The sequence below is a fragment of the Paenibacillus sp. FSL H8-0104 genome (assembly GCF_038050215.1).
Taxonomy (GTDB): domain Bacteria; phylum Bacillota; class Bacilli; order Paenibacillales; family Paenibacillaceae; genus Paenibacillus; species Paenibacillus amylolyticus.
This window is the reverse complement of the sequence record NZ_JBBOTC010000001.1, coordinates 4745913-4769724: the sequence shown is the minus strand read 5'-3', so window position 1 is coordinate 4769724 and position 23812 is coordinate 4745913. Positions and strand designations below refer to the sequence as shown.

Genomic DNA, 23812 nt, shown 5'->3' with positions numbered 1-23812 from the left:
CATGCAACGAGTTGACGTCAAAGAGAAGGCACGTGCCAGAGAATTACGCGTGTTAGATAAATGGAAAACGGAGAATACATTCAAAAGATCCATCGAAAACCGGGAGGGCAAGCCAAACTTCGTATTTTATGAAGGGCCGCCTACAGCAAACGGTAAACCGCATATCGGTCACGTACTGGGACGGGTAATCAAGGATTTTGTTGGACGGTATAACACGATGAAAGGTTACCGTGTCGTTCGTAAAGCGGGTTGGGATACACATGGTCTGCCTGTAGAACTGGGTGTACAGAAAAAGCTTGGTATCTCCCACAAGTGGGAAATCGAAGATTACGGCGTGGAGAAATTCATTAACGAATGTAAAGCGAGCGTATTTGAATACGAGCAACAATGGCGTGATCTGACAGAAGGTATCGGATATTGGACGGATATGAATAGCCCGTATATCACCCTTGATAACAACTACATCGAGAGTGTATGGAACATCCTGGCGACAATCCATGAGAAAGGCCTGTTGTATCGTGGTCACCGTGTGAGCCCGTATTGTCCTTCTTGTCAGACAACACTGAGTTCCCATGAAGTTGCACAAGGGTACAAAGACGTCAAAGATCTGAGTGCTACAGCGAAATTCAAACTGAATGACAGCGGAGAATTTGTACTGGCTTGGACGACAACACCTTGGACGCTGCCTTCACACGTTGCACTTGCCGTGAATCCGGATATGGACTACTCCCGTGTTCGTCAAGGTGATGAAGTGTACATCATGGCAACCAATCTAGTTGAAAAAGTGATGAAAGATACCAAAGGTGAGTATGAGATCATCGGTGCACTGAAAGGTGCCGATCTGGTTGGCAAAACGTATGATCCTCCGTTCAACTACGTACAGGCTGAGAAAGCCAACATTATTCTGGGTGCAGGCTTTGTAACGGATGCAAGTGGTACGGGTATCGTACACATGGCTCCTGCCCATGGTGAAGATGACTATCGTGTATGCCGTGAGAATGGGATCAGCTTTGTGAACATGGTGGACTTGGAAGGCAAATTTGTCGCTGAGGTTACTAACTTTGCGGGACGTTTTGTGAAGGATTGTGATATTGATATCGTGCGATATCTGTCTGAGCATGGACGGTTGTTCAGCAAAGAAAAATATGAGCACAGCTATCCATTCTGCTGGCGTTGTGATACACCGCTTCTGTACTATGCAATGGACAGTTGGTTTATCCAAACAACAGCCATCAAGGACCAATTGATTGCCAACAACAGTGAAGTGGATTGGTACCCCGGTCACGTTCGTGAAGGTCGCTTCGGGAAATTCCTTGAGGATCTGGTGGATTGGAATATCAGCCGTGATCGTTATTGGGGAACTCCGCTGAACATCTGGGTGTGTGAGGAGACTGGCGAACAATTTGCACCACACAGCATTGCAGAATTGCGTGCTCGTGCGGTAGGTGATGTGCCAGAGAATCTTGAATTGCATAAACCATATGTGGATGACGTTAAAGTCATGAGCTCTTGTGGCAAATATGAGATGAAACGTACACCGGAAGTGATCGATGTCTGGTTCGACAGCGGCTCCATGCCGTTTGCCCAGCAGCACTATCCATTTGAAAATAAAGAAGTATTCGAACAGCAGTACCCTGCGGATATGATCTGTGAAGGGATTGACCAGACACGTGGCTGGTTCTACAGCTTGCTGGCGGTTTCCACCCTTTTGACAGGCAAAGCGCCTTACAAAGCGGTTATGGCTACAGGACACGTTCTTGACGAGAACGGACAGAAGATGTCCAAATCCAAAGGTAACGTTATCGATCCTTGGGAAGTAATTGAAGAATACGGTACAGATGCATTCCGCTGGGCTTTGTTGTCTGACAGTGCACCGTGGAACAGCAAACGTTTCTCCAAAGGTATCGTAGGGGAAGCCAAATCCAAAATGGTGGATACGCTGGTTAACACCCATGCATTTCTGACGCTTTATGCTACCATTGATGGATTTGATCCACAGGAGCACCCGTTCCAACTGTCCGCACACAAGCTGGATCGCTGGATTCTGTCGAGACTGAACAGCCTGATCCTGGTTGTAGAAAAAGCGCTGCTGGTTAACGACTATCTGAACTCTTCCAAAGCGATTGAAGCATTTGTTGATGAGTTGAGTAACTGGTACATCCGTCGTTCCCGCGACCGTTTCTGGGGAAGTGGCCTGACAGACGATAAATTGGACGCTTACCGCACATTGACTGAGGTACTGGTGACTACTGCGAAGTTGGTTGCTCCGTTCACACCGATGCTGGCAGAAGACATCTATCTGAACCTTGCAACAGGTGAGAGTGTGCACATGGAAGACTATCCGGTAGCTAATGAAGCGCTGATTGATGCAGGACTGGAACAGGATATGGAGACGGCTCGCCGCGTGGTTGAACTTGCCCGTAACGTTCGTAACGAAACAGGCATTAAGACACGTCAGCCACTGTCCGAATTGATCGTTTCCCTGGATAAAGGCTTTGACCTGACAAGTTATGAAGAGATCATCAAAGAAGAGATCAATGTAAAAGGAATCCGTACGGAGCATAATGATGCGGAATTCGTTGACTTTACATTGAAGCTGAACCTGAAGGTCGCAGGTAAGAAATACGGTAAAAACGTAGGGTTCCTGCAAAACTTCTTCAAAGGAATGTCGGCTGATGAGACGCGTAAAGTGGTTTCGGAGGGTGTGCTGAACATCGTTTCTCCAGAAGGCGAAGAGCTGCAAGTGACGAGCGAAGAATTATTGGTTGATAAACAGGCCAAATCTGGCTTTGCTTCAGCATCAGGTTACGGTCTGACGGTTGCACTCAATACCGAAATCACGCCAGCCTTGGAACAGGAAGGTTGGGTCCGTGAAGTGGTTCGTGCTGTGCAGGATACCCGGAAACGTCTGGATCTGCCGATTGAGAAAAGAGTACGTTTGACACTGGATGTGGATGCATCCCTTCAGGAAGCTATTCAGGCGTTTGATGATGTGTTGCGTGAAAATGTTCTCGTAACCGAAGTTACATTTGGCTCGAATGAGTCCATGGAACGCGTTGAAGCCGGAGGCAAATCGATCGGTATTTACATCGAAGCGTAATTCGGAGCATGTCCCATTCAATTAGGACAGAATATAGAGTATAAACAAACGAGCCGCAGAGGCAGGGACATATTCCCTGTATCTGGGCTCGTTTGTTTTTTAGGCAATAAGGCAATGATTCTATAGTGCAGTCAATCTATATTGATCAAAGGAACTGACCAAAACATGAGCGAACATGACAAGCAAACCGCAGCCACTTCACAACAACCAACATCAGATAATCTGAATTCGCATGACAAAATTGAAGAGTTACATACCCTGACGAATCGTCTGGCGAATGAACTGGAACGTTCACGAATTGCGCAATACACAGAATTGCTGAACAGGCCATGGAAATTGATTGGACTTAACCTGTTGTCAGGAGCCGCACGAGGTGTGGGGATTGCGATTGGGTTTACCTTTTTCGCAGCAACGATCATTTACGTTTTGCAGCTACTTGGGGCGCTCAATCTTCCCATTGTTGGAGATTACATCGCTGATATTGTGCGCATTGTCCAGCGTCAGCTTGATATGAACACTTACTAAGCGATTAGTAATTAAAGGTGAAAGATATCAAAGTACATTTAGTAAATGTCATCCGTCTCCATATCCGGTTCTAACAGACCCTCGCCCTCACGGTTCTCCAGGTACTGACGATATTGCCTATTACGCACGATGGAGACGTCATGACCATAGATGTCCGTGGCAACAAAACTTTCGTACGCTTCAACGCAGCCTTCCACTTCATCGGTAGCTTCAATCGCCATAACATCATAGCTGTCGATATCGCGTCCTTCAGCCATGGCTGGTGAATTCGATGTGCCCCAACTTTCAACAATCTGCCAAGTGTCTTCACCATCGAAGCCATTTTGATCCTCACGCTCGTCCAGACTGGTTCGACCAAATGCCGGGGCAAGGAATTCTTCCTCTACAGGGCGGTTCTCAGAGACAACGGTTTCTGGTTGATGTTTTTTGCAGTATTTGGTGTAGGGCACAGCTTCCATGCGTTCATAAGGGATGGGTTGCTGACAGACCGCACATGTACCGTAATGTCCTTCTTCGATGGAGTGCAGTGCAGAATCGATTCGTTCCAATTGGAATTCATCATGTTCCAGCAGGGAAATATCTTTCTCGCGTTCATACACCTCCGTAGCTATGTCGCCAGGATGGTTATCAATTGGTGATAATTCACCTGTCTGTAGTTTAAGGGAGTCTCCAAGTCCATAATGCTCGTTTTCCGACAGTCTATGTTCAATATCGCGCTTATCGGACATCAGTTGGGAACGTAGAAATTGTAGTTGTTTGTTAGTAAAATGTGACATGATTTTCCCCTTTCTGCTTTCATGCTGGAATCCGGATTTTGACTCTATTGTAGGATGTGCCATTGAGGGCAAGATTACAGAAGGGAAATGTTATCGTTTTTGCCATAAGCATTGCGATGTAGCGCGTCGTGGACGATTTCCAAACAGCTGTGCTACAATAAACAAGTCTGGCGTAAGCCTGGTATCGTTTGGAAAAGACAAGAACGGAGTGACAAACAAACGTGGTGTATTATATCCTTGCTTTTATCGTATTTTTATTGGATCAGGGAACCAAGTATCTGATTGCAACCCGGATGGAACTCAGAGAAGAAATTCCGGTCATTGGCAATTTCTTTGTCATCACATCACATCGTAACTCAGGAGCAGCATTTGGCATTCTGCAAGACCAGCGTTGGTTCTTTATCGTGGTTACGTTGATTGTGGTCGTTGCCTTGATTTGGTATTTGCAAAAGGTAAAAGATACCCCGCACAAATTGCTGCCTGTGGCGCTTAGTTTGGTGCTTGGTGGAGCAATTGGCAACTTCCTTGACCGGGCATTGACTGGAGAAGTTGTAGATTTTGTACAACTTAATTTTGGAAGTTATACGTTTCCCATTTTTAACATCGCCGATTCGGCAATCTGCATCGGTGTAGGGTTGATCATAGTGGAGACATTGCTTGAAGGACGGCGCGAAAAAGCAGCCGCGAAGATTGAAGGGAATGAACATCATGAGTAATCCGAATAAGGAACAGATTAACGACGAAGAACTAATGAATGGCAATGAACGTATGGAATGGACCGTTGCCGCTGAACATAAAAAAGAACGAATTGACAAATATATTACGGAAGCCGTGGATAACGTATCTCGCTCCCAAGTTCAATTGTGGATCAGAGACGGGATGGTTACAGTAAATGGTGCTGTAGTCAAAGCCAATGCCAAGTTATCCGAAGGTGATCTGATTGAACTACAGATTCCTGAACCGGCTGCCGTTGAGATCATTGCCGAAGATATTCCGCTGGAAGTGGTATATGAAGACAGCGACCTGATCGTGATTAACAAACAGCGTGGTCTTGTGGTGCATCCAGCACCAGGACATACGTCGGGTACCCTCGTTAATGCACTTATGCATCACTGCAAAGACCTCTCGGGTATTAATGGGGAGTTGCGTCCTGGTATTGTGCATCGTATCGATAAGGATACATCCGGCCTGATCATGGCTGCCAAGAACGATCGTGCTCATGCATCACTGGCTGCTCAGTTGAAGGAACATACGGTGAATAGACGGTATATTGCGCTTGTTCATGGTCATCTTAATCATGATCAAGGTACCATTGATGCACCGATTGGACGGGATACCAATGACCGCAAAATGTATACGGTCACAGAACGTAACAGTAAACATGCCGTTACGCATTTTACCGTTACAGAGCGGATTAATGATTACACCTTGCTGGAATTGAAACTGGAGACAGGACGTACTCACCAGATTCGGGTTCACATGAAATTTATTGGTCACCCGCTTGTAGGAGATCCAACTTATGGACGGAATAAAGGCATCAAAATGCAAGGACAGGCTCTTCATGCGGCCATTCTTGGATTTGTGCATCCAACAACGGGAGAATACCTTGAATTTTCAGCTCCGATTCCGCAAGATATGGAAGACGTGCTCGCCTCGCTACGCAGTCGTTAACAGCTCCAAGAAAGTACAAATGTTCGGATACTTTGTCCATGGCTTTGATCACGCAAATGCTTCATATTAAAGTGTAGAAATTTGCGTCAAATGAGGAGATGAACAACGTTATGAGTATCGATAAATACCAAGAAACTTACATTCAGACTAATTTTGCCGACCGTATCGGTGGCTCCAACTATGGTAAAGACACGAACATTTATAAATTCGAGAAAATCAAACGTGCCAAAGCTTCGGCCAAAAAAGATTTTCCCGATGTGGAACTGATTGACCTTGGTGTAGGTGAACCGGACGAAATGGCTGATGCAGGCATTGTAGCTGCACTTGCAGAAGAAGCTTCCAGACCTGAGAACCGTGGTTATGCCGACAATGGTATTCCTGAATTCAAAGCTGCTGCTGCTTCCTACCTGAAAAACGTATTCAACGTAGAAGGTATCGATGCAGATACTGAGATCGTACACTCCATTGGTTCAAAACCGGCTTTGGCGATGATGCCTTCATGCTTCATCAATCCGGGTGATGTGACGATCATGACCGTTCCAGGTTACCCGGTTATGGGTACACATACGAAGTATCTGGGTGGAGAAGTGTTCAACATCCAGTTGACGAAAGAGAACAACTTCTTGCCTGATCTGACGGCTATCCCGGAAGACATCGCAAAACGTGCGAAGTTGCTCTACCTGAACTATCCGAACAACCCAACAGGCGCAAGCGCGACGGTGGAGTTCTTCACTGAAGTCGTTGAATGGGCTAAGAAATATAATGTTGTGGTTGTACATGATGCTCCATATGCAGCATTGACGTATGATGGCAAAAAACCGTTCAGCTTCCTCTCGGTACCTGGTGCGAAGGATGTCGGCGTAGAGCTGCACTCTCTGTCCAAGTCCTACAACATGACAGGTTGGAGAATCGGATTTGTAGCGGGTAACCCGCTTGTAGTCAAAGCATTCAGTGATGTGAAGGACAACAATGACTCCGGTCAGTTTATCGCGATTCAAAAGGCTGCTGCTTATGGATTGAATCACCCTGAGATCACGGAAAAAATTGCAGAGAAATATTCCCGTCGTCACGACATGCTCGTTGCCGCATTGAACGAACTGGGCTTCCAGGCTGAAAAACCTAAAGGTTCATTCTTCCTGTATGTAGAAGCACCAAAAGGTGTGGTTGACGGACGTCGCTTTGAATCCGGCGAAGATTTCTCCCAATTCCTGATCCGTGAGAAACTGATCTCATCCGTACCTTGGGATGATGCCGGTAACTTTGTTCGTTTCTCCGTAACCTTTGAAGCGAAGGGTGAAGAGGAAGAGAAACGTGTTATTGCTGAGATCAAACGTCGTCTGAGCGACGTACAATTTGAATTTTAATCGTAGTACCCAATAGTTAAATCATGTACTAAAGAAGAGACCGGAAACGGTCTCTTTTTTTATGCCCATATTAGAATTTTTTCATTTACTCCCTTTACAAAATTATACAAGCAACATATGATTAGATCTTTACGTTATTTCTTATATACAGAAGTTGTTGTTGAAGGGAGTTATTACAATTGTTATCATCACGAACAAGTACTGTGTCCTCACGGGCTACAGGAACAGGCAGTACAGTGTCAGGATTAATCAGATTGTTAAGACCCAAACAGTGGACTAAAAATCTGCTGTTATTTGCTGCGTTACTATTTTCTTTTGAGGAGATTCGGACTGAAACCATTCTTGCGACGTTGCTTGGTTTTATTCTATTTAGCCTTGTTGCAGGCTGTGTGTATATTTTAAATGACTTTGTAGACCGGGACAGGGATCGACAGCATCCTGTGAAAAGGTATCGTCCTATGGCTTCTGGGCAGGTGAATCCGAGTCATGCTTTGTTGTTTGGCATTATTCTATTAATCCTTTCCGTAGGAACGGCCTTCATGATGAACCCTCTATTCGGGGTGTTATGTATCGTCTATTTCCTGTTGAATGTATCGTATTCATTTGTGCTGAAACATCTCGTTATCCTGGATATGATGACCATTGCAGCCGGCTTTGTACTTCGTGCCATTGCAGGTGGTGTGCTGATCCATGTGCCATTCACGCCGTGGTTTTTGATCTGTACCATGCTGTTGTCGTTGTTTTTGGCCATTGGAAAACGCAGAAATGAACTCACGTTGCTTGAGGGAAATACGGGATCACATCGTAAGGTTTTGGATAACTACTCCATTACATTACTGGATCAATTCAATACAATTGTGACGACAGCTACGATTATCAGTTATTCCCTGTTCACATTCACTTCAGATCGAACCATTCATCTCATGTGGACGATTCCATTGGTCATTTACGGCATGTTCCGTTACCTGTATCTGATCCACATGAAGAACCAGGGAGGTTCGCCCGATCGTGTGCTGTTTGAGGACAAGCCTATATTAATTACGGTTATGTTGTATGTGATAAGTGTTGTTACAATCTTTGCAATCTTTGAATAAAGGCTGAGGGGGATCAGGGTGAAAAGCACGAAAGTCGCAATTTTTGATATTGATAAAACGATCATACGCAGTGATTCCATGTTTCAATTTGTGCATTACGGTGTTCGCCGTTACCCGTGGCAGGTATGGAGATTACCTGTCATTGCATTACATACCGTGTTATTCAAGGCAGGCTTCATGACGGTTGAACAAGTCAAACGATCCTACTTTCAAGAAATTGAGCGTATGTCTGAAAAAGATCTCGAACATTTCTTTGATACTCGCTTGCGTACGTCCATTTTTGCCGAGGCCAGTGTAGAGATGCAACATCGCAAAGAAGCAGGGTATCATGTCTTGCTGGTAACTGCATCTCCGCATGCCTATATGAAATACTTTAATAATTTTCCCTGGGTGGATCATGTAATTGGAACTGAACTTGTCCGTCATGAGAATGGTTACACATGCAGAGTTGATGGCAGCAATTGCAAAGGGGAAGAGAAGGTACGCCGAATTCAGGCTTATCTGAGTGAAAAGAATATGGTCATTGATTACGACCAGTCATGTTCCTACTCGGACTCCTTATCCGACCTTCCAGTCATGCAACTTGTAAGTCAACGATACTTTATTAACAAGCGTGTTCCGGACATGGAGGCATTAACGTGGGGGAAATAAAATCGCGTCATACTGGTAAATGGTTGATGCTCGTTTCCGCTTTTCTGACAGCAACGGGTCAATTGTTTTGGAAATGGGGACTAACCGAGTGGATTTACCTGGGTATTGGTTTTCTGTGTTATGGACTTGGAGCGATTTTGATGATTAAAGCTTTTGCTCTGGAAAAACTCTCTGTTGCTTATCCTCTGATGTGTGCCAGCTACGTATTTGCCTTAATCTATGGGTATTTTTTGCTTGGGGAAGAAATTACGGTGCAAAAGCTGGCAGCAGTTGTGTTGCTTGGAATCGGGGTGACATTAACCAGTGTTGATTGATAGCTGGATGGTTGCCGTATTAATTGTCATGACGTTGTGTGGTGCACTGGGCGGGGCCGGACTGAAAGCTTATGCTTCCAGTCGCAATCGTCTGCATGTACTCATGGGACTTGGATTCTACGGAACGGGTGCGTTGCTGAATATTGTATTGCTGAAGTTTCTTCCATTAACCGTAGTGTTGCCTGCGAACGCATTAACATATGTGTGGACTCTTATCATAGCTCGGCTGATATTTAAAGAGACCGTGGGCCCTTTACGCTGGATAGGCGTGGCATGTATTATGGGTGGCCTATGTTTATTGGTATTTTAGAACTTAATTAATCAGGATGTGAAATGAAAGCATGAACTTTTTAGATTACTTCTTTTATAATCGCAGAGCCAACTGGACAGCCTTTTACCTGTTTGCGGGATTTGCTCTGTTTTATGGTTTAATGAACGGCTCGTATGTTCTGTACATTGAAAATAATGCAGAGATGCTTGGGGCGTATAGCCCTTTTAATACGACGTTGTTTCCAATCAATTTATTCAACTTTGATCCTTCAATGTATTATGGGGACAACAGTTCTTCCGTGATCCATCCGCTGATTTCCTTTCTCGCTGTCACCCTTGCGGCTGTAGCGAAACTGCTGGGAGGCAACTGGTTCTTTCTAATCCTGCAATCGCTGGTAAATGCGGGTTCGGTGGTGCTGGCGTATCTGTTCCTGAGTCAAAAAGAAGATAAACCGACCATCGTACCGCTACTGTTTGCCTTATTGTTTGGTTTCAGTTCCTACTTAATGTTTACTGCATTGATCCCGGATTCGTATCCTTATGTACAGTTCGTTATTCTGTTGTCGGTGGTTTACATGCAGTATACTCGTGAGCGTCAGAACGTACGTTATGTACCCAATGCATTGCTTACATCGATTAACTTTGGACTAACCTCGACCAATATCGTACCATTTGCTGCTGCCACATTCTTCAATATGCATGCATGGCGCAATAAGGCGAATTTGAAAAAATACATCGGTATCATGGCATTAGCGGTTCTGATCATCGTCGTATTAACTGGCGTCCAGTACGTTGCCTTTGGAGGTCGCAGCTGGGTTAGTAACTGGCTGTTGGGCATTCAAAATGGTGGAACCAGCTATGCAACGCCATTCCAGTTCGCTGTTCACTGGAAAGCATTGAACATGTTAACGATTAATCCGATGCTGACACCGAAAATGCATTTACTGGACCCGGGCATGGCGGCCTTTGTTACGGATCTATCCCGTTCCAATCCAATCCATGTGCAGATGACAGGTATCTTTATTTTACTACTGGCATTCATGGGCTTCATTAAAGGCATTCGTGAACGAGAAGTGTGGACCCTTGTGCCATATATTTTGTTTGCCTTTTTGCTTCACGTAGTCGTGGGCTTTGGTCTAGCTGTGTTTCAATACGATATGTACCTGTATGCGGGACATTATCTGTTTGCGTTTTTCCTGTTGGGTGGAAGTTTCGTCATCAGCCTTCGTCCGGGATTGGGGAAAAAAGTGGTTATAGGCTTGATCATGTTATGTGTTATCGTTACGGCAAGTAACAACATCTATCGCCATGTAGAAACATTAACAACAATCAAACAATCCTATAATCAGTTGGAACAGGAACGCTCAGTGAAATAGTCAAATAGTAAATGTATCCATTCATATAATGAAACGAGAAAAGGCCATTGGATGGAAAGTCCAATGGCCTTTTCTTATTTAGCGTTGAGCAAATGAGTTAAGCAATAATTTTGGTCTTCTTGGCATTCTCGGCTGAACGTTTGGTGAGACTGCTGAGTGGACGTTTCAAAGCGAGAGCAACAATGAGACTCAGCGCGATGAACATACACAACCACAGAATATCCTTGATGGCAGTAGACCACAATATGCCGCCGACCGACTCACGCAGCAGACTGATCGCATACGTGAAGGGCATGAACGGATTCAATGCTTGGAAAAAGGGTGATGTCATGCTGATTGGGAACGTACCGCCGGAGCTGGAGAACTGGAACACCATGAAGATAATGGCGATCCCTTTTCCGATATTTCCAAATACGGACAGCAGGGTGTACGTTATGGTGACAAATACGGCACTCACCAGCATGGCAAACAGGACAAACCACAGTTTATCTGCAACATAGGTACCCAGGATTAAGATATCTCCCAGGGTGACACATATCGCCTGAAGTAACCCAATGGTCAGAAAAGTAGCGAGACGTCCAAGATATAACTCATATCCCCGGAACTTGCCCCCTGGATTTTCAGCTTCGGCACGAAGCAGAGAAATCAACAGTGTTGAGCCAACCCACAGAGACAGCACGCCATAAAATGGTGACATGGCCGATCCATAATTCGGAATTGGGTAAAGCTGTTTTTCCTTAATTTGCACCGGACTTGCAAGGAAAGCACTCTCTTCTTCAATATCGCCGCGCAAAAGTTTGGCGAGCTCCGCAAACTGGTTATTACCTTCGACCTCCCGAAGTTTGTCAGCAGCCTTGCTGATGGCACTTTCCAATGCTGGCAGATCATCACGTACAAGCGCGGCAACACGGTGAACTCCTTTTTCGACCTCCGGCAGCTGATTCTGTACAAAATCGGATGCCTTGCCTATCTGTTTCTCGGCAGTAGGCAGATCATTACGAACAAAATCAGCTGCTTCGTTCAGTTTGTTTCCCAGCTTGGGCAGATCGTTTCGAATTAATGAAGACACTGTGTTCAGAGCTTGGATAAAACCTTCACTTTTGTTCGCGAGTGTTTCTGATATCTCATGGATCTTAGATTGTATTTGAGGCAGTTCGCTCTGGATTTTTGTCAACTCGGCCTGCCCAAACGTAATTCCTTCTTTGGCTGATGCAAGAATGTCCGCAATATCCGGAATACGATCTTTTGCTCCTTGCAGAGTTTCTGCTGAAGTGGAGAGGGTAGACCTGAGCTTATCCGCACCAGCTGCAAGTGCAGGCGATATTTCACTTTCATAGGTGTTTAAGATATTGCCTATCCCGCTGCTGATGTCCTTCGAGAGAGTATTTAACTGAGCGATGACCTCTGTTGGTGGAGTTGTATTACGACGCATGGCATCACTGATGATGCCAGCCAAGCGGATCTGCAACTGAAGTTTATCTGAAATGGAGTTCAGTTGTGTGATTTTATCGGCAAGTGGTTGGCTTGGAAGCAAGTTATTGATGTTGCCCAGTAGTTCTGCCATACTGTCCACGAGTTTTACCGCAACCCCTAAACGTGAAGCAATCCGGTCGAGATCTTCTACTGTAGGAAGGTTATTAAGATCCGAATTTTGCAATTGTGCAAATACGTCTCCTGCAGCGTTAGTAATCTGCTGCACCAGCAGCAGATTTTGGCGGATCGTCGGGCCAATTGTCTGAAACGCTTCTTCACTGGAATCCACGAACTGATTTAATCCCTCTGCAAGCTCAATCCCGTTGCCAGCGATTTGTGATACTTTGTCCAAATCTTGTTCTGCGGCCGTTACGATAGACAGAGCTTTGTTCGTTTTATCCAGCGCCGTTTGGATAACATCTGATACCTGTCCAAAGTTTTCATCCACTTCTCGAATGCGATCTACCGCTTTTTGTATATCCGGTATTCGCCCTTGAATAGCCAGCACTTCGGAAGCCGCCTCATTAATTTGTGGCCAATACTCCTGCACCTTGAGCACATACTGTGCTGCTTCATTGATTTCAGGCAGTTTTTTCTCGATTTCAACGATCTTTTGAGCATCTTTTACAATCTCGGGCATGGCTTTTTCTACTTCCAGAACCTTTTGACCTGCGGCTTGAATAACCGGAAGATTTTTCTCCAGTGTAAAAATGCCTTTCTCCATTTTGCGTAATGTTGGAAGCTGGGAATTAATCTCAACCCCGGCTTCATTCAGCTTGGTTAGAACGGCCTCACTGACGGCTTCAGTGAAATTTTCATTGATTTGCGTTGTTATGGCAGATACACCAGAGCCTGTGATTTTAGGAGCAATGGCATTCACCTTCTCATTGACGGTATAGATTACTTCCGGTCGCTCCAGCTTCCCATCAACGATGCCTGTAATTTTGGATGAAAAGTCCCCCGGAATGAGCAGGCTTGCATAATACTCTCCAGTTTGCACACCCCGATTAGCCTCAGCCTGGTCCACAAAAGTCCAGCCCAGCTTTTCGTTGTGTTTAAGGCTGGATACCAGTTCGTCTCCGATATTAACATGGGTTCCTTCAACAGTCGCACCCTTGTCCTCAGTTGTCACCGCAATTTTGATCCCCTGGGTATTACTGTATGGGTCCCAGACGGACTTCACGTTGACCCAGTCATACACCCCGGGCAGTAGAATAATAGCCACAATTAGAAATATACCTGTGGGAACCTTCAGAATATGCAACCAGTCTGTTTTGTAAACGTGCCAAATGTGACGCATGACTTCCTCCTAAATGTACATAAATGTAGGGCGTAACTTATTTCTATGTCGTAAATTTGTGAATCTTATGTATATCGGCATTATTGCAGTATCTAATAATGGGTTCATGTTTATAAACTGTACCCATTTCACTTGGTACTAATTCAGAGCCTTCATATATTGCGTAAAATGAAACTCACCGTTTGTTCTAAAAAGAAGTGTTTTGTCTCTACTTGAGTACAGTAAGAGGTTTATTTTGGTTATATCAAATTTCTCATTTGCCTATGGATAAATATGCAGAAATGTTGTATAATTATGAATAACCAATGAGATGTATTGTGCATGGATGTTTTTCAGCCTAACTGCTGATTCTAAGAAGAACGTAGCAGAGGGTTTTCACCTGCGATGGTGAGGTGTTGACAGGGGGTTGTCTTTCTGTCATAATTCATGAAGACAAACGGACATATTGATTACAGAACCCTGTGAGGTTCTGCAATATGAACGACATGAATAGCACCTTTAAATCAGTCCCGTGAGACTGGCAAGGTAACGTGAACGATACATCGTTTTTTTGCTGCGGCAAATGAAGCGATGCATCCCCGAGAGTAAACTTTCTTCAGAGCGGTCTGAAGTTCGGAGACTCCTTGCCAATAAACACGGCAAGGAGTCTTTTTTTTTCTCCTCGTCACGGGGCCATGATGCTGAAGGGAAATCCTGAGGAGGCTGAACGCATGAGCACAGAGACACATGTCATTATGGATGAGACGGCGATCCGCCGCGCATTAACACGGATTGCCCATGAGATATTGGAGAAAAACAAAGGAATCGACGATTGTGTGTTGGTTGGTATCCGTACACGCGGGGTTTACCTGGCAGAACGGATTGCCGCCAAGATTGAAGAAATCGAAGGCGCCAAAGTCCCCTGGGGAGAACTGGATGTGACTCCTTACCGCGATGACCGCTTGGACGAAAATAAAGCGAATCGCAAGGAAATGTTGATTATGACACCTGAATCACTTTCGATCCATAACAAAAAAGTGATTTTGTTCGATGATGTGCTCTATACCGGACGGACGATTCGCGCAGCGATGGATGCCCTGATGGACTGTGGAAGACCGCAGAACATTCAGCTGGCTGTACTCGCAGACCGCGGACACCGGGAACTTCCGATTCGACCTGATTTTATCGGCAAGAATGTGCCGACTTCCAAATCAGAGGAGATTGAAGTTGCACTCATGGAAACGGACGGACAGGACGAAGTCAAAATCACTCAGAACCGGGGGGAGCAAGCATAATGATTACACAGACAGCATTGAGAGACCGAAGCTTGCTTGGACTGAAGGAACTTAGTCGAGGAGAAATCGAGTCCATTCTGAACAGAGCGGCTCACTGGGAAGCGCAGAAAGAGAAACTGGCTCCTGTACTGGAATCACGCTTTGTTGCGAACATGTTCTTCGAGAACAGCACACGTACCCGCTTCTCCTTCGAAATGGCAGAGAAACGCCTGGGCGCACAAGTGTTGAACTTTACGGCAGCCGCATCCAGTGTGGAAAAAGGAGAGTCCATCTACGATACGGTACGAACACTTGAGTCGATGGGCATTGATGCAGGCGTGATCCGGTTGAAACCGGCAGGCGTTCTGCAACAACTGGCTCAGAAAGTGAATGTACCACTCGTGAACGCCGGAGACGGCAACAATGAGCATCCCACACAGGCGTTGCTGGATCTATACACGATGAGGAAAGCATTTGGCGAACTGAAAGGCTTGCGTGTCTCCATCATTGGTGACATCCTGCATAGCCGTGTAGCTCGTTCCAACCTGTGGGCACTGCAAAAGTTTGGTGCAGATGTACGCTTCTGTGCACCACAAACGATGCAGGCACCGGAACTCGCAGAGCATGCTCCTTATGTCGGTCTTGAAGAAGCGCTGGATGCAGATGTAGTCATGATGCTTCGTGTTCAACTGGAACGTCATCAACATGGCTTAATTACTTCAGCTGAGGATTATCGCGAACACTACGGATTGACGGAAGAACGGGCATCACGCCTAAAACCAAGCACCATTATCATGCACCCTGCTCCTGTGAATCGCAATGTCGAGGTAGATGACGCGGTTGTGGAAAGTGAAGCATCGCGGATCTTCCCGCAGATGGCAAACGGCGTTCCAATCCGCATGGCGGTTATGGAACGTGCGATGAAACTGTAACAGGGTCTGGCTGTAGGTCATAGGCTGACGGTACGGTAGTTCTTATAGAGCAATAAGAGAGTACACGATAAAGAAAATCAACCGGCTTGCCTGGTAAGCCGGACAGAACCGAAGCGGAGGGCAATTATGCTACAGATTATAAAAAACGCGAACGTCTTGAACCAACAAGGGGAACTTGAACGGAAAACCATCATTATAGATGAAGGTAAAATTAAAAAGATCGCTGGTCTGGAAGACCAAGCCGTTCTGGATGCCGAAAAGTCAGCGCAAAGTGTGACAGACGCATCAGGCAAACTGGTCATTCCGGGATTGATCGATATGCACGTGCATCTGCGTGAACCTGGATTCGAACACAAAGAGACGATCGAGACAGGTGCCCGTTCAGCAGCACAAGGTGGTTTTACAACAATCGCTTGCATGCCGAACACGAGACCAGTTACAGATACAGCGGAAGTTGTGAAGCTGGTACTGGATAAGGCCAAAGAAGCTGATCTGGTTAAAGTGTTGCCTTATGCAGCCATTACAAAAAACGAACTGGGTCGTGAACTTACCGATTTTGCCGCATTAAAAGAAGCAGGCGCTATTGGATTCACAGATGACGGTGTAGGCGTACAAAACGCTCAAATGATGAAAGATGCCATGAGCCTCGCAGCAAGCATGGATATGCCAGTGATCGCTCACTGTGAAGATGACTCACTGGTTGTTGGTGGATATGTGACGGAAGGTGAGTTTTCGAAGCGCCACGGCATCAAAGGCATTCCAAATGAATCCGAAGCCATTCACGTTGGCCGTGATATCCTACTGGCAGAAGCAACGGGAGTCCATTATCACGTTTGCCACGTAAGTACAGAGCAATCGGTTCGCTTGATTCGTCTAGCGAAGTCCATCGGCATTAAAGTAACTGCTGAGGTATGTCCACACCACCTGGTGTTGTCGGATGAAGATATCCCGGGCATGGACGCCAACTGGAAAATGAACCCGCCGCTGCGCTCACCACGTGATGTGCAGGCTTGTATCGAAGGTTTGCTGGACGGAACGCTGGACATGATCGTAACTGATCACGCGCCACACAGTGAAGAAGAGAAAGCCAAAGGCATGGAGCTGGCACCTTTCGGAATCGTAGGATTCGAAACAGCCTTCCCGCTGCTGTACACCAAGTTTGTGGAAACAGGATTGTGGAGCTTGGAATTCCTGGTGAAACGCATGACAGCTGATCCGGCACGTGTATTCCGACTGGATACAGGCAAACTGGAAGAGGGAGCACCAGCCGATATCACGATGATTGACCTGAACGAGGAAAAAGCAGTTGATCCTGCAACGTTTGCAACCAAAGGAAGAAACACACCATTCACAGGCTGGAAGCTGAAAGGCTGGGCCACACAAACATGGGTGGATGGCAAAAGCGTGTGGAGCAACACGGTACAACAGTAAAACGGTAATTTAGTAAATTAATAAAACAGTAACTCTATATCTTCAACTCTTTAAAACAGTAACAGTAATTCTTAACTCTTTAATCAACAAGTCATTATAACTCTAAACTTACAACTTCTACACAGTAACATCTTTACAACTAACTCGAGGCAAATCATGCCGAGAGTCTAACATACGAAACAAGCAAAGTTGAATGTCATGATTTTGAACTTGGACACCAACGTAACTGCGGAGCGGACAGAAAAGACCCGAAGAAGCAAAGCGTTCGCCTTTATCACCGGATTACATCATTTGAAAAATGATAAAAAGTAATCCGGGGATAACAGCGATCAAAGGGTTTTCTGTACGCGGAGCCGCACGAAGTTTCCAGAAAGTTCAACTCAAAGTATTCAACGTTGATAAACACAGAGGAGTGAAATGGGATGCAGGCACAGGCAAGATTATTGTTGGAAGACGGCACACTGTTCACCGGGAAAGCATTTGGTGCTGAAGGTGAAACTACAGGTGAGGTCGTTTTTAATACGGGAATTACAGGCTATCAAGAGGTGCTTTCGGATCCTTCCTATTGCGGTCAAATCGTAACCATGACGTATCCGCTGATCGGAAACTACGGCATTACGCGTGATGACTTTGAGTCGATTCGTCCATACGTGCACGGTTTTGTTGTGCGTCGTCATGAGCCAACGCCAAGCAACTGGCGTGCGGAATATAGCGTAGACAATCTGCTCAAAGAATACGGCATCGTAGGAATCAGCGAAATTGATACACGCATGTTGACTCGCCGGATTCGTCACCACGGCACAATGAAGGGAATTCTCACAACAGGATCGAAGCCTGTGGAAGAACTGCTGGAGATGATGGGAGACACCACCATTGCTGAGCTGCGTAACCAGGTGCCAATGACTTCTACAGAGCATGTCTACAACAGCCCGGGAACGGCTGAGCGTATTGTGCTCGTGGATTACGGTGCAAAAACAGGGATTTTGCGCGAACTCAGCAAACGTGACTGTGACGTAGTTGTTGTTCCACACGATGTAACAGCAGACGAGATTCGTCGCCTGAACCCGGACGGAATTCAACTGTCCAACGGCCCTGGGGACCCGAAAGACGTACCTCACGCGGTTAACATGATCAGTGAACTGCTTGGCGAATACCCGATCTTCGGCATCTGCTTGGGTCACCAGTTGTTCGCACTTGCAGCAGGAGCAGACACCGAAAAGCTCAAGTTTGGACATCGCGGAGGAAACCACCCGGTGAAAGAACTGGAGAGCGGACGTTGCTTCATCACATCCCAGAACCACGGATTTACCGTAAACGAAGAGTCTGTGAAGAGTACAGACCTGGAAGTTACACATATCAACAATAACGATAAGACCATTGAAGGTCTGAAACATAAATCATTCCCGGCATTCTCGGTTCAATATCACCCTGAAGCAGCCCCGGGTCCGTACGACAACAGCTATCTGTTCGACCGCTTCATCGAGATGATTCGCGAGCACAAGATCACTAACCCGCAAAAGCCGCGTCAAGCCGTATTGGCAGCCGCAGTGAAAGGAGCACAATAACATGCCGATTAACAAAGATCTCAAAAAAATCCTGGTGATTGGTTCCGGTCCAATCGTCATCGGTCAAGCGGCCGAGTTCGACTATGCCGGTACACAAGCTTGCCAGGCTCTGAAAGAAGAAGGCGTGGAAGTTGTACTTATCAACAGCAACCCGGCGACCATTATGACGGATACAAACATGGCTGACAAAGTCTACATTGAGCCAATTACACTGGATTTTGTAACCCAAATCATTCGTCAAGAGCGTCCAGATGGATTGTTGCCAACACTGGGTGGTCAAACAGGTCTGAACATGGCTGTAGAGCTGGCTCGTGCTGGCGTGCTGGAACGTGAAAATGTGAAATTGCTCGGAACACAGCTGACATCCATCGAGAAAGCGGAAGATCGTGATCTGTTCCGTGACCTGATGCGTGAATTGGAACAACCTGTACCAGAGAGTGTCATCGTAACGACACTTGAAGAATCACTTGAATTTGCGAATGAGATTGGTTATCCAATCATCGTGCGTCCAGCCTATACACTGGGCGGAACAGGCGGCGGAATCTGTGCGAACGAAGAAGAGCTGCGCGAGACGGTGGCAGCGGGAATTCGTTACAGCCCGATTGGGCAATGTCTGGTCGAGAAGAGCATTGCAGGCATGAAAGAAGTCGAGTATGAGGTTATGCGAGACAAAAACGATAACTGTATCGTTGTCTGCAACATGGAAAACTTTGATCCGGTAGGTATTCATACAGGTGACAGTATCGTCGTAGCACCAAGCCAAACATTGTCGGACCGTGAATATCAAATGCTGCGTTCAGCTTCCTTGAAAATCATTCGTGCCCTGAATATCGAGGGTGGATGTAACGTACAGTTTGCACTGGACCCACACAGCTTCCAATACTATGTTATCGAAGTAAATCCACGGGTAAGCCGTTCATCGGCTCTGGCTTCCAAAGCAACGGGTTATCCGATTGCAAAAATGGCTGCCAAAATTGCCATGGGTTACACGTTGGATGAAATCGTGAACCCGGTAACAGGCCAAACGTATGCTTGCTTTGAGCCTACACTGGATTACATCGTGAGCAAAATCCCACGCTGGCCGTTCGACAAGTTCATCTCGGCGAACCGTAAACTGGGAACTCAGATGAAAGCAACAGGCGAAGTAATGGCTATTGGCCGGACATTCGAAGAGTCGATTCACAAAGCAGTTCGTTCCCTGGAAATTGGCGTACATCGCCTCTACCTGAAGGATGCCGAAACGCTGGACGAAGCGACCTTGAACGAACGTCTGATCAAAGCAGATGATGAGCGTATCTTCCTGATTGCCGAAGCATTCCGCAGAGGTTATACGTTGCAACAGCTGCAGGATCTGACCAAGATTGACTGGTGGTTCCTGGACAAAATCGAAGGTTTGATTGCATTCGAAGATCGCATTCGCGAAGAATCCGAATTGTCTTCCGACATTCTGTATCAAGCGAAACGCCTTGGATTCACAGACCGTGCCATTGCTGAACTGCGTGCGCAAGGTCAACCAGGAGGCACATTAACAACTGAAGCGGAAGTTAGAACTCGTCGGGAAGCAGAGAACCTGCGCCCAGTGTACAAAATGGTAGATACATGTGCGGCTGAGTTTGAAGCAACAACGCCATATTACTACTCAACTTACGAGACAGAGAATGAAGTTATCCCTTCAGACAAGAAAAAAGTTGTGGTGCTGGGTTCAGGACCAATCCGGATCGGTCAAGGGATCGAGTTCGACTACTCAACTGTACACGCAGTATGGGCATTGCAAAAAGCAGGCTATGAAGCAGTCATTATCAACAATAACCCGGAGACGGTGTCTACGGACTTTAATACATCGGATCGCCTGTACTTTGAACCGCTCTTCTTCGAAGATGTCATGAACGTGATTGAACAGGAGAAACCAGTAGGGGTTATCGTACAGTTCGGCGGTCAAACGGCCATCAACCTGGCAGCACCACTGCGTAATGCAGGTGTAACGATTCTCGGAACGGATCTGGAAAGCATCGATGAGGCGGAGGACCGTAAGAAGTTCGAACGTCTGCTCTCCCGTCTGGAGATTGCACAGCCAAAAGGTAAAACAGTCATTTCCGTTGATGATGCGGTAGAAACAGCTCAAAGTCTGGGCTACCCTGTCTTGGTTCGTCCTTCTTATGTACTCGGCGGTCGTGCGATGGAGATTGTATACTCCGATGCTGAATTGCTAACATACATGGAACAGGCGGTTAAAATCAATCCAGAGCATCCGGTCCTGATCGACCGTTACATGATGGGTAAAGAAGTTGAGGTTGACGCCATCTGTGATGGTGAAACGGTATTGATTCCGGGAATCATGGAACATATCGAGCGTGCAGGGGTTCACTCTGGTGACTCCATCGCGGTATATCCTCCTCAACATCTGTCCCAGGATTTGAAAGAGAAAATTGTAGAGATTACAATCAAAATTGCGAAAGAACTGAAAACGGTAGGTTTGGTCAACATCCAGTTTGTTATCCATGATGGCCAAGTGTACATTATCGAGGTGAACCCGCGTTCATCCCGTACCGTACCATTCCTGAGTAAAGTAACCAACATTCCGATGGCGAACTTGGCAACACAAGCCATTCTGGGTGTGAAACTAAAAGATCTTGGTTATGTTGACGGGCTGTGGCCTGAATCGGATCATGTATCGGTTAAAGTTCCGGTCTTCTCCTTCGCGAAGCTGCGTCGTGTAGAACCAACCCTCGGACCTGAGATGAAGTCTACAGGTGAGGTTATGGGCCGTGACCCGAATTACGCTAAAGCGTTGTTCAAAGGTCTCATCGGCGCAGGAATGAAAATTCCGGCAACAGGAGCGATCGTAGTAACTGTAGCAGACAAAGACAAAGACGAAGCGGTTCCTTTGCTCGAAGGTTTCTACAGACTGGGTTACAAAATCATGGCTACCGGCGGAACAGCAGCTGCGCTTGAAGCAGCGAACATTCCGGTAACGACTGTGAACAAATTAAGTGAAGGTTCGCCGAACATTCTGGATATGATCCGTAGCGGCGAAGCAAACTTTGTCTTCAACACACTCACCAAAGGCAAAACACCGCAGCGTGATGGATTCCGTATCCGTCGTGAAGCGGTAGAAAACGGCATTGTATGTATGACTTCATTGGATACGATTCGTGCGCTGCTGATCATGCTGCAAACGATCAACTTCTCTTCGGAAGCAATGCCTGTCTTTGTAAAATAAATAACTCTCTGATGAAGGACATCAGTCAGCCTGCGGGCTGGCGGGATGTCCTTTATATCGGGCAAAAACGGAAAAAATGAGCAAGTGGAGGGGAGCGCTGGTGATGAATCAAGCGAGTTTCAATGAAATGGCTGGCCGTCTGATGGTGGCACTGGATTATCCTGGAGCGGAAGAAGCTCAAGAATTGGTACAAGCTCTTGAGGGCATTCCCTGTTATCTCAAGGTGGGTATGCAGCTGTTCTACGCAGCAGGACCTGACTTTATTCGGGAGCTGAAATCCAAAGGGTACTCCGTTTTTCTGGATGTGAAAATGCATGACATTCCCAACACCGTTCGTGGCGGAGCTGAGAGTATCACACGTCTTGGCGTAGACATGTTCAATGTACATGCAGCGGGTGGAGCCCTTATGATGCGTGCTGCACGTGAAGGTGCTGAGGCAGCAATCGCTGCCGATCCTTCCCTTAGCAAGCCCGAGATCATTGCAGTCACCCAACTCACCAGTACAAGTCTGGAAACGATGAATAACGAGATTGGCATCCCGGGAAGTGTGGAAGCTGCTGTGGTCCGTTATGCAGGACTAGCCCAAGAGGCCGGACTGGATGGAGTTGTTGCTTCTCCACTGGAAGTGCCCGCAATTCGGGCAACGTGTGGCAGTGCTTTTCACACCGTTACTCCAGGAATTCGTCCAGCGGGTAGTGGTCTGGGAGATCAGACACGCGTCTTGACCCCAGGTGAAGCCATCGCCAGAGGCAGTCATTACATTGTTGTAGGCAGACCCATTACAGGCGCTCCCAATCCGCGAGAAGCGGTAGAAACCATTTTGAAGGAGATGTTGAACGCATGATCGAACTGAATGAGATTCCGAATCATATTGCTTCCCAACTTTTGAAAATTAAAGCCGTGGCGTTACGTCCGCAGCAGCCATTTACATGGACATCCGGCATCAAATCACCAATATACTGTGATAACCGCTTAACGATGTCCTATCCGGAGATTCGCAACGATATCGCTGAAGCATTTGCAACAATCATTCGGAACCAGTACCCGGATGCAGAAGTCATCGCAGGTACAGCAACCGCAGGTATTCCGCATGCTGCCTGGGTGGCTCAGAAGCTGGATCTGCCGATGGCCTACATTCGTGATAAAGCGAAAGGACACGGCAAGGAGAACCTGATCGAAGGTCTGATTACCGAAGGACAGAAAGTGGTTGTCATCGAAGATCTGATCTCTACAGGTGGAAGCTCGATCAAAGCAGCCGAAGCCGTACGTGTAGCAGGCGCAACACCTCTCGCCGTACTTGCCATTTTCAGCTACCAGCTGGATAAAGGTGTTAAAGCATTTGAAGATGCTGGAATTCCACTTCAGACGTTGTCCAATTACACGGCGCTGATGGATGTGGCTTTGGCTCAGGGAACGATTCAGGAGAGTGACTTTGAGTTGCTTAAATCCTGGCGTGAAGATCCTTCTTCATTTGGTAAATAATATCATTGATACCTC

The 23812-nt window shown here is 46.5% G+C and carries 19 protein-coding genes; 17 read left to right on the top strand and 2 right to left on the bottom strand.

Annotated elements, in window-relative coordinates; translation table 11 throughout:
- The first annotated feature begins 1 nt into the window (after nucleotide 1).
- Together ileS and NST38_RS21180 are read left to right on the top strand one after the other, a co-directional pair.
- Nucleotides 2–3100 (top strand): isoleucine--tRNA ligase, encoded by a 3099-nt coding sequence (gene ileS / locus NST38_RS21185; RefSeq protein WP_341344054.1) that lies wholly within the window; start codon nucleotides 2–4, stop codon nucleotides 3098–3100.
- A gap of 165 nt (nucleotides 3101–3265) precedes the next feature.
- Nucleotides 3266–3625 carry a DUF5665 domain-containing protein gene (locus NST38_RS21180; protein ID WP_340935207.1) on the top strand — a complete coding sequence of 120 codons (360 nt, stop codon included), beginning with the start codon at nucleotides 3266–3268 and terminating at the stop codon, nucleotides 3623–3625.
- Nucleotides 3626–3663: 38 nt separating this feature from the next.
- Here NST38_RS21180 and NST38_RS21175 read toward each other — a convergent pair whose 3' ends face one another.
- Entirely contained in the window at nucleotides 3664–4401 is a 738-nt protein-coding gene (locus NST38_RS21175; protein WP_340935211.1) for a TraR/DksA C4-type zinc finger protein, read from the bottom strand.
- Nucleotides 4402–4622: 221 nt separating this feature from the next.
- On the opposite strand from NST38_RS21175, the gene lspA reads away from it, so the two are divergent.
- From lspA to NST38_RS21135, 8 genes are all read left to right on the top strand, one after another.
- The gene (lspA, locus tag NST38_RS21170; protein ID WP_017687321.1) at nucleotides 4623–5117 is read left to right on the top strand and encodes a signal peptidase II; all 495 of its coding nucleotides are present in this window, start codon (nucleotides 4623–4625) and stop codon (nucleotides 5115–5117) included.
- The gene (locus NST38_RS21165; RefSeq protein WP_445670885.1) at nucleotides 5110–6072 is read left to right on the top strand and encodes an RluA family pseudouridine synthase; all 963 of its coding nucleotides are present in this window, start codon (nucleotides 5110–5112) and stop codon (nucleotides 6070–6072) included. Before lspA ends, NST38_RS21165 begins: the two co-directional genes overlap by 8 nt.
- Nucleotides 6073–6182: 110 nt before the next feature.
- The gene (locus tag NST38_RS21160) at nucleotides 6183–7436 is read left to right on the top strand and encodes an LL-diaminopimelate aminotransferase (protein ID WP_341344053.1); all 1254 of its coding nucleotides are present in this window, start codon (nucleotides 6183–6185) and stop codon (nucleotides 7434–7436) included.
- Between the two features lie 203 nt (nucleotides 7437–7639).
- Nucleotides 7640–8530, top strand: a complete 891-nt coding sequence (locus tag NST38_RS21155; RefSeq protein ID WP_341344269.1) for a decaprenyl-phosphate phosphoribosyltransferase — start codon at nucleotides 7640–7642, stop codon at nucleotides 8528–8530.
- Between the two features lie 18 nt (nucleotides 8531–8548).
- Nucleotides 8549–9181 carry an HAD-IB family hydrolase gene (locus NST38_RS21150; RefSeq protein WP_036614827.1) on the top strand — a complete coding sequence of 211 codons (633 nt, stop codon included), beginning with the start codon at nucleotides 8549–8551 and terminating at the stop codon, nucleotides 9179–9181.
- Between the two features lie 26 nt (nucleotides 9182–9207).
- Nucleotides 9208–9495: an EamA family transporter gene (locus NST38_RS21145; protein ID WP_445933727.1), complete on the top strand. Its 288-nt coding sequence runs from the start codon at nucleotides 9208–9210 to the stop codon at nucleotides 9493–9495.
- Nucleotides 9485–9805, top strand: coding sequence for an EamA family transporter (locus NST38_RS21140; RefSeq protein ID WP_235431595.1), 321 nt, complete (start codon nucleotides 9485–9487; stop codon nucleotides 9803–9805). The genes NST38_RS21145 and NST38_RS21140 overlap by 11 nt, the downstream gene beginning before the upstream one ends.
- A gap of 31 nt (nucleotides 9806–9836) precedes the next feature.
- Complete coding sequence (locus tag NST38_RS21135; protein ID WP_341344051.1) at nucleotides 9837–11141, top strand: DUF6080 domain-containing protein; 1305 nt, start codon at nucleotides 9837–9839, stop codon at nucleotides 11139–11141.
- A gap of 97 nt (nucleotides 11142–11238) precedes the next feature.
- Here NST38_RS21135 and NST38_RS21130 read toward each other — a convergent pair whose 3' ends face one another.
- Nucleotides 11239–13914: a YhgE/Pip domain-containing protein gene (locus tag NST38_RS21130; RefSeq protein WP_341344050.1), complete on the bottom strand. Its 2676-nt coding sequence runs from the start codon at nucleotides 13912–13914 to the stop codon at nucleotides 11239–11241.
- 710 nt (nucleotides 13915–14624) lie between these two features.
- Here NST38_RS21130 and pyrR point away from each other — a divergent pair.
- From pyrR to pyrE, 7 genes are all read left to right on the top strand, one after another.
- Nucleotides 14625–15188 carry a bifunctional pyr operon transcriptional regulator/uracil phosphoribosyltransferase PyrR gene (gene pyrR / locus NST38_RS21125; protein WP_017687330.1) on the top strand — a complete coding sequence of 188 codons (564 nt, stop codon included), beginning with the start codon at nucleotides 14625–14627 and terminating at the stop codon, nucleotides 15186–15188.
- Nucleotides 15188–16099, top strand: a complete 912-nt coding sequence (locus NST38_RS21120; protein WP_036614815.1) for an aspartate carbamoyltransferase catalytic subunit — start codon at nucleotides 15188–15190, stop codon at nucleotides 16097–16099. The genes pyrR and NST38_RS21120 overlap by 1 nt, the downstream gene beginning before the upstream one ends.
- Before the next feature lie 126 nt (nucleotides 16100–16225).
- Nucleotides 16226–17530, top strand: coding sequence for a dihydroorotase (locus NST38_RS21115; RefSeq protein ID WP_341344049.1), 1305 nt, complete (start codon nucleotides 16226–16228; stop codon nucleotides 17528–17530).
- A 422-nt stretch (nucleotides 17531–17952) separates the two neighbouring features.
- Nucleotides 17953–19095: a glutamine-hydrolyzing carbamoyl-phosphate synthase small subunit gene (carA, locus tag NST38_RS21110; protein ID WP_017687333.1), complete on the top strand. Its 1143-nt coding sequence runs from the start codon at nucleotides 17953–17955 to the stop codon at nucleotides 19093–19095.
- A 1-nt stretch (nucleotide 19096) separates the two neighbouring features.
- Nucleotides 19097–22315, top strand: coding sequence for a carbamoyl-phosphate synthase large subunit (gene carB / locus NST38_RS21105; protein WP_036614808.1), 3219 nt, complete (start codon nucleotides 19097–19099; stop codon nucleotides 22313–22315).
- A 103-nt stretch (nucleotides 22316–22418) separates the two neighbouring features.
- Nucleotides 22419–23159 (top strand): orotidine-5'-phosphate decarboxylase, encoded by a 741-nt coding sequence (pyrF, locus tag NST38_RS21100; RefSeq protein ID WP_076250785.1) that lies wholly within the window; start codon nucleotides 22419–22421, stop codon nucleotides 23157–23159.
- Complete coding sequence (gene pyrE / locus NST38_RS21095) at nucleotides 23156–23797, top strand: orotate phosphoribosyltransferase (RefSeq protein WP_036614805.1); 642 nt, start codon at nucleotides 23156–23158, stop codon at nucleotides 23795–23797. The genes pyrF and pyrE overlap by 4 nt, the downstream gene beginning before the upstream one ends.
- The last annotated feature ends 15 nt before the right edge of the window (nucleotides 23798–23812 follow it).

Excerpts from the sequence above, each read along its gene's own strand:
- NST38_RS21175 (WP_340935211.1), bottom strand. The coding sequence starts at position 4,401 with ATGTCACATTTTACTAACAAACAACTACAATTTCTACGTTCCCAACTG.
- NST38_RS21120 (WP_036614815.1), top strand. The coding sequence starts at position 15,188 with ATGATTACACAGACAGCATTGAGAGACCGAAGCTTGCTTGGACTGAAG.
- NST38_RS21165 (WP_445670885.1), top strand. The coding sequence starts at position 5,110 with ATGAGTAATCCGAATAAGGAACAGATTAACGACGAAGAACTAATGAAT.
- NST38_RS21135 (WP_341344051.1), top strand. The coding sequence starts at position 9,837 with ATGAACTTTTTAGATTACTTCTTTTATAATCGCAGAGCCAACTGGACA.
- NST38_RS21160 (WP_341344053.1), top strand. The coding sequence starts at position 6,183 with ATGAGTATCGATAAATACCAAGAAACTTACATTCAGACTAATTTTGCC.
- pyrR (WP_017687330.1), top strand. The coding sequence starts at position 14,625 with ATGAGCACAGAGACACATGTCATTATGGATGAGACGGCGATCCGCCGC.
- NST38_RS21145 (WP_445933727.1), top strand. The coding sequence starts at position 9,208 with ATGCTCGTTTCCGCTTTTCTGACAGCAACGGGTCAATTGTTTTGGAAA.
- ileS (WP_341344054.1), top strand. The coding sequence starts at position 2 with ATGCAACGAGTTGACGTCAAAGAGAAGGCACGTGCCAGAGAATTACGC.
- NST38_RS21130 (WP_341344050.1), bottom strand. The coding sequence starts at position 13,914 with ATGCGTCACATTTGGCACGTTTACAAAACAGACTGGTTGCATATTCTG.
- pyrF (WP_076250785.1), top strand. The coding sequence starts at position 22,419 with ATGAATCAAGCGAGTTTCAATGAAATGGCTGGCCGTCTGATGGTGGCA.
- NST38_RS21180 (WP_340935207.1), top strand. The coding sequence starts at position 3,266 with ATGAGCGAACATGACAAGCAAACCGCAGCCACTTCACAACAACCAACA.
- carA (WP_017687333.1), top strand. The coding sequence starts at position 17,953 with ATGCAGGCACAGGCAAGATTATTGTTGGAAGACGGCACACTGTTCACC.
- pyrE (WP_036614805.1), top strand. The coding sequence starts at position 23,156 with ATGATCGAACTGAATGAGATTCCGAATCATATTGCTTCCCAACTTTTG.
- NST38_RS21115 (WP_341344049.1), top strand. The coding sequence starts at position 16,226 with ATGCTACAGATTATAAAAAACGCGAACGTCTTGAACCAACAAGGGGAA.
- carB (WP_036614808.1), top strand. The coding sequence starts at position 19,097 with ATGCCGATTAACAAAGATCTCAAAAAAATCCTGGTGATTGGTTCCGGT.